This window comes from Yoonia sp. (assembly GCF_046498525.1).
Classification (GTDB): domain Bacteria; phylum Pseudomonadota; class Alphaproteobacteria; order Rhodobacterales; family Rhodobacteraceae; genus Yoonia.
This window is the reverse complement of sequence record NZ_JAWOAN010000053.1, coordinates 1-5043: the sequence shown is the minus strand read 5'-3', so window position 1 is coordinate 5043 and position 5043 is coordinate 1. Positions and strand designations below refer to the sequence as shown.

Genomic DNA, 5043 nt, shown 5'->3' with positions numbered 1-5043 from the left:
GGATTGATCGCCAGACTGGAAGATATGCTGTTGCGTGCAACTGAAAGACAGACGGGCATCGTCATAACGGCGCCTCCGGTGGGTCGTGCCGGTATGTTGCTGAGTTTTCTTTCCATCGCCGACACACAGTCGAACGCCGTCAAATACCTGCAAGAGGCGGTTCGTCGCATACGCGGGTAAAACGGCCGGTCGCCGGTCAGGTCAGTCCAGTTTTTCGCGCAGCGCCGATGACAATTCCTTCAAGCTGTAGGGTTTTCGCAGGATCGTGTATTTGCGGGCGTTGGCGTCACCGTTTTCGGTCTCGGCACCTTTTGCATAACCTGTTGAAAGCAGTATCTTGAGGTCAGAGTTCACTTCCAGCGCCTGATTGGCCACGTCAAAACCCGTCATGCCGCCGGGCATGATGATATCCGACAAGACCAGATCGATCGCGTCGTTTTCCTTCAGTATTCTTATGGCCTCGGGGCCATCGGAGGCCGAAACCACTTGATACCCCAAGTGATCAAGACGCGCAGCCGTCAGCCTGCGCACCATGGGTTCATCTTCAACGACAAGAATCGTCTCTCCATTTGATGGGTTGATGTGTTCTGGCTTATCCGGTTTGGCTTCGCGTTCACCCACTTGCATGGATGGCAGGAACAGGTTCACCGTCGTCCCGTGCCCTTCCTCGCTATAGATTGCCAGATGGCCGCGCGATTGCTTGGCAAACCCGTAGATCATGCTGAGCCCAAGGCCCGATCCACCGCCCGGCCCTTTGGTCGAAAAGAAAGGCTCTAGCGCCTGTTCAACAATATCGGGGCCCATGCCGGTTCCGGTATCCGTCACAGAGAGAGCCACATAGGGGCCCGGCGTTAAATCGATCTGCGTGGCGGCGTAATCGGCATCAAGAAAGGTGTTGCGGGTTTCAATGGTCAATGTACCGCCATCCGGCATGGCATCGCGGGCGTTGATCGCCAAGTTGAGGATCGCACTTTCCACCTTGCCGGGGTCGGCGATGGTTTCATCCAGATCGGGGCTGAGTGCCGTCTCGACCTTGATGTCGTCGCTGAGCGCCCGCTTTATCAGTGGCCGCATCGTTTCGACCAGTGTATTCAATGCAACCGGTTCGGGATCGAGCGCCTGACTTTTTGAAAAGCTGAGCAGTTGGCTGGTCAATGCGGCGCCAAGGTTCGAGGCTTCCAGCGCCTCTGAAATGAGTTCATGGTACTTTTCATCTTCAAGGCGCATTTCGAGCAATTCCAGATTTCCGATCACGACCGTCAGCAGATTGTTGAAATCATGCGCAAGGCCGCCGGTCAGTTGACCGACCGCTTCCATCTTCTGGGCCCGCCGCAATTCGGCGCGGCGTTTCTTGTCCTCGGTCAGGTCCTGAATAATCCCCAGAAAATGTTTTTCGCTGTCGATTTCCAGTTCAGAAACCAACAACCGGATCGGCATGATTTTTCCGTCCTTTCGCAGGGCGTCCATTTCGCGGCTCTTGCCGATGAGGTGTTTTTCACCTGTCTTGAGGTAATGATCCATATAGCTGTCGTGCTTGCTGCGGTCCGGTTCCGGCATCAGCTTATTCACATTCTGGCCGATGATTTCTGATGCGGCATAGCCGAAAATCGCCTCGGCCCCCGGACTGAAGATGCCGACGATGCCGTGTTCATTCACGGTGATGATCGCTTCGGGGGCTGCATCGAGAATAGCACGGAGCCTTGCTTCGCGATCGATGATCTCTTGCGCGGATCTCTTGATTGCGGTGACGTCTTCGATCGCGAGCAGGATCAGGTCGTCACCATTGGCGGCCGCTTCGATCTTGCGTGCGTTCAGCACCATATATTGCGGCCCGGTATCGCGCTGCTCCGATGTCACCTCAAAGGCCTCAACCGTGGTTTCGTCGGGCAGAATCCGTTCCAAGAGTTGGCGCAGGTCGGGTATATTCCAGCGTCCATTTTCGATCTTGAAAAAGTTCTCGCCCACGACCGCCGTGTCCGTTGTTCCAAAAATACGGTGAAACGACTGGCTGACAGAAACGATGCGCAGATCGGAATCCAGCACCAGCAGCGGTTCGCGGATCGTATCGACCACGCGTTCGGCAAAAAGGCGTGCCTTTTGGATGGCGCGTTGCAGTTGCTTCAGGTCAGAAACATCCTGAAAGGTGATCACGACGCCGTCGATTTTGCCATCTTGAGTCCGGTAGGGCAGGATACGCCGCAGAAACCAACTTTCGTCGTCGCGCTGGACTTCCGCCTCGCGCGGTTCGAGCGTGTCCAGCACGGTGCGCGCGTCATCCAACAGCTCGGGGTCCGTGACATTGCCCGTGATGTCGCCAAAGGGGCGGCCCACATCATTGCTGATGACGTTGAACAGCGCGCGCGCTGCCGGGGTAAAGCGCATGATTTTCAGATCGCGGTCCAGAAACACCGTCGCAACGCCAGAGCTGGACAGCAGATTGTTAAGATCGTCGGACATCCGGCGTTCCTCATCGACCTTTTGTTCCAACTGCGTGTTCAGCGTCGTGAGTTCTTCGTTCAGCGATTGCAGCTCCTCTTTCGAGGTTTCCAGCTCTTCATTGGTCGACTGAAACTCTTCGTTCATCGACATGGCTTCTTCGTTGGCCGCTTTCAGTTCCTCGGTCGACCTCTCATAATCGCGGATCGTGTTTTGCAGATCGAGGCGGGTCGATTCCAGTTCCTGTTCCAGATACTGGCGGGCCGAGGCCGAGATATGGTTGTTATTGGCTTCCAGGCCGTTCTCGACGGGCGGCTGGTCAGACAACGTGACCAAGACGAGCTTTGACCCGTCATGGCGCAACGGGTGTGCGGTCAGCGTGACAGGTATGCGGTGCTTGTCGCGCGTCACAACCCCTGTGGTCGTGGCATCCTGGTCGGTTTGCTGCGCAGACCGGATCGTTGTCGCCAGTTTGGCCCGCAAGCCGTGGCGCGCCATTGCAAGAACGCTGTAGCTGGCTTCGCCGACAGGCACCCTGAGATACTGGTCTGCGGGGCCTTCGACGTAAAGAACCTCGAGCTTGGCATTGATCAGGACAGCAGCCGGCGCATAGCGTTCGATCAACAGGCGCTGGCTAAGGTCGGCCAGACGTGTGATATCGGGCGTGGCGATAGCTGTGCTTTTTGTATCGTGACCGACCAGAGGAGCATGGGATGCAATCGGAAAGTCGAGGTGGCGGTGACGCCCTTTGCCCAGCCGTTTGAAAACGTGATGCTGCCGCGATTGCGCCTGAAACAGGTCGTCATGACTGCCGACCGTTTCGGACGAGCCAAGAAACAGATACCCGCCATCGTTCAGGGCAAAATGAAACAGTGAAATGATCCGGTTCTGTGCCTCGGGTGTCAGGTAAATCAGCAGGTTCCGGCAGGATATCAGGTCAAGTCTGGAAAACGGGGCATCTGCCAGCACATTCTGGTTTGCGAAAACCACAGATTCGCGCAGTTCGCTGCAAACACGGTAGCTGTGATCTTCCTTGACGAAGAACCGATTGAGCCGCTCGGGCGAGATATCCGCCGTGATTGTATCGGGATAAATGCCTGCGCGCGCCACTGACAGGGACCGTTCGTCCACATCCGACGCAAAGACCTGTAATTTCACGTCCTTGCGCAGGGCGGAGATATGTTCGATCGTCGCCATCGCCAGCGAATAGGCCTCTTCTCCGGTCGAACAGCCGGGTACCCAGATCCGGACCGGTTTGCCTGCATCATGGCTGCGCACCAGATCACACAGCACCTCTGCACTGAGATAATTGAACGCTTCGGGGTCTCTGAAAAACTGGGTGACATTGATCAAAAGGTCATTGGACAGTTTGCGGGCTTCGTCGGGCGAGTCCTTGACAAGCGCCAGATAGTCGACCGCATTGACCATATGGCGCAAGACCATCCGCCGTTCGATCCGGCGCAGCAGGGTGCCTTCCTTGTAAAGCCCGAAGTTTATGGGTGAATGCGCCTTGAGCGCGGAGACGATATCGGGCAGGGCCCCGCGCAGGCTATCCCCCCGATCATTATCGCCTTTTGACCTGTTGATGTAAGGGTGCTGACCGTATTCCAGCAGGACTTGGGGCATCTCGGCCACGGGCAGGACATAATCCACGTCATCCGCTGCAATCGCACTGCGCGGCATACCGTCATGCAGGGCATCTTTCGGGTCCTGCACCATGACGATGCCGCCGTGTTCCTTGATTTCCGCAAGTGCCGCCGCGCCATCGCTTCCGGTGCCGGACAGAATGATCGCAACAGCGTTTTGCCCTTGGCTTTGCGCCAGCGAGCGCAAGAAATGGTTGATGGGAAGACGCAGGCCCCGCCGCTCTGTCGGTTCCGACAGGTGTAATTTGCCATCCGCGATGCTTAAAAAGTGACTGGGCGGAATGACATAAACATGGTTTGGCGCGATGTCCTCGCCATCGGTCGCCAGTGCAACCGGCATTCCGGTGTGTTTTGCCAACAGCCCGGCCATCAGGCTTTCATGGTCCGGATCGACATGGTTGATCAGAACGAATGCCATGCCGCTTTGATTTGGCATCGCATCGAAAAAGTCGGAAAAAGCCTGCAACCCACCAGCCGAGGCACCGATACCCACAACGGCAAAAGGCGGGGTCTTCTTTTCAGGAGGAACGGCGTCATCGGACGCCTGCTTTTTGGCGGTTTTCGCTTTGGCCGCGTTCTTTCCCTTGTTGTTTTTAGCCATCGCTTTCCCTTTGCGAACCATTCGATATTCAGGGGTGGCCCCAACAATGCAGCACAGACTGCCGTCGGATCGCGCAAGTGCAGCAAAGCCTTTCTTGCTTGGTTAGTAAAGATACAGCCTGCCAGAAGAGCGGATGATGCGGATTGATATCAATCAATGGCCTGTAACCTTATGTTTTCGGGCGATTTCGGCTAGGCGATACCAAGAACATCGCGCCGCGCCGCTTGCCGGACAGCCAAGGCATCGACCTCGGCTTTTGTCGTGGGGCTCAATCCACCGCCGGGTTTGCGCAGCGTGTCATGTGCGATCACCCCGCGCTGCGCCAGCGTATATTTGCGGATCGCCAGCCCCAGACCGGGC

General features: G+C 56.7%; 2 protein-coding genes. One reads left to right on the top strand and one right to left on the bottom strand.

Annotated features, from left to right (window positions below):
• Positions 1-180: hypothetical protein (locus R6T97_RS03640; protein WP_410347943.1), on the top strand; the 180-nt coding region annotated here is incomplete at its 5' end.
• Between the two features lie 21 nt (positions 181-201).
• Here R6T97_RS03640 and R6T97_RS03635 read toward each other — a convergent pair.
• Positions 202-4683: a chemotaxis protein CheB gene (locus R6T97_RS03635; RefSeq protein WP_410347942.1), complete on the bottom strand. Its 4482-nt coding sequence runs from the start codon at positions 4681-4683 to the stop codon at positions 202-204.
• Positions 4684-5043 lie beyond the last annotated feature (360 nt).

Bases quoted from the DNA above. Each gene is read 5' to 3' on its own strand.
- R6T97_RS03635 (WP_410347942.1), bottom strand. From the start codon at position 4,683: ATGGCTAAAAACAACAAGGGAAAGAACGCGGCCAAAGCGAAAACCGCC.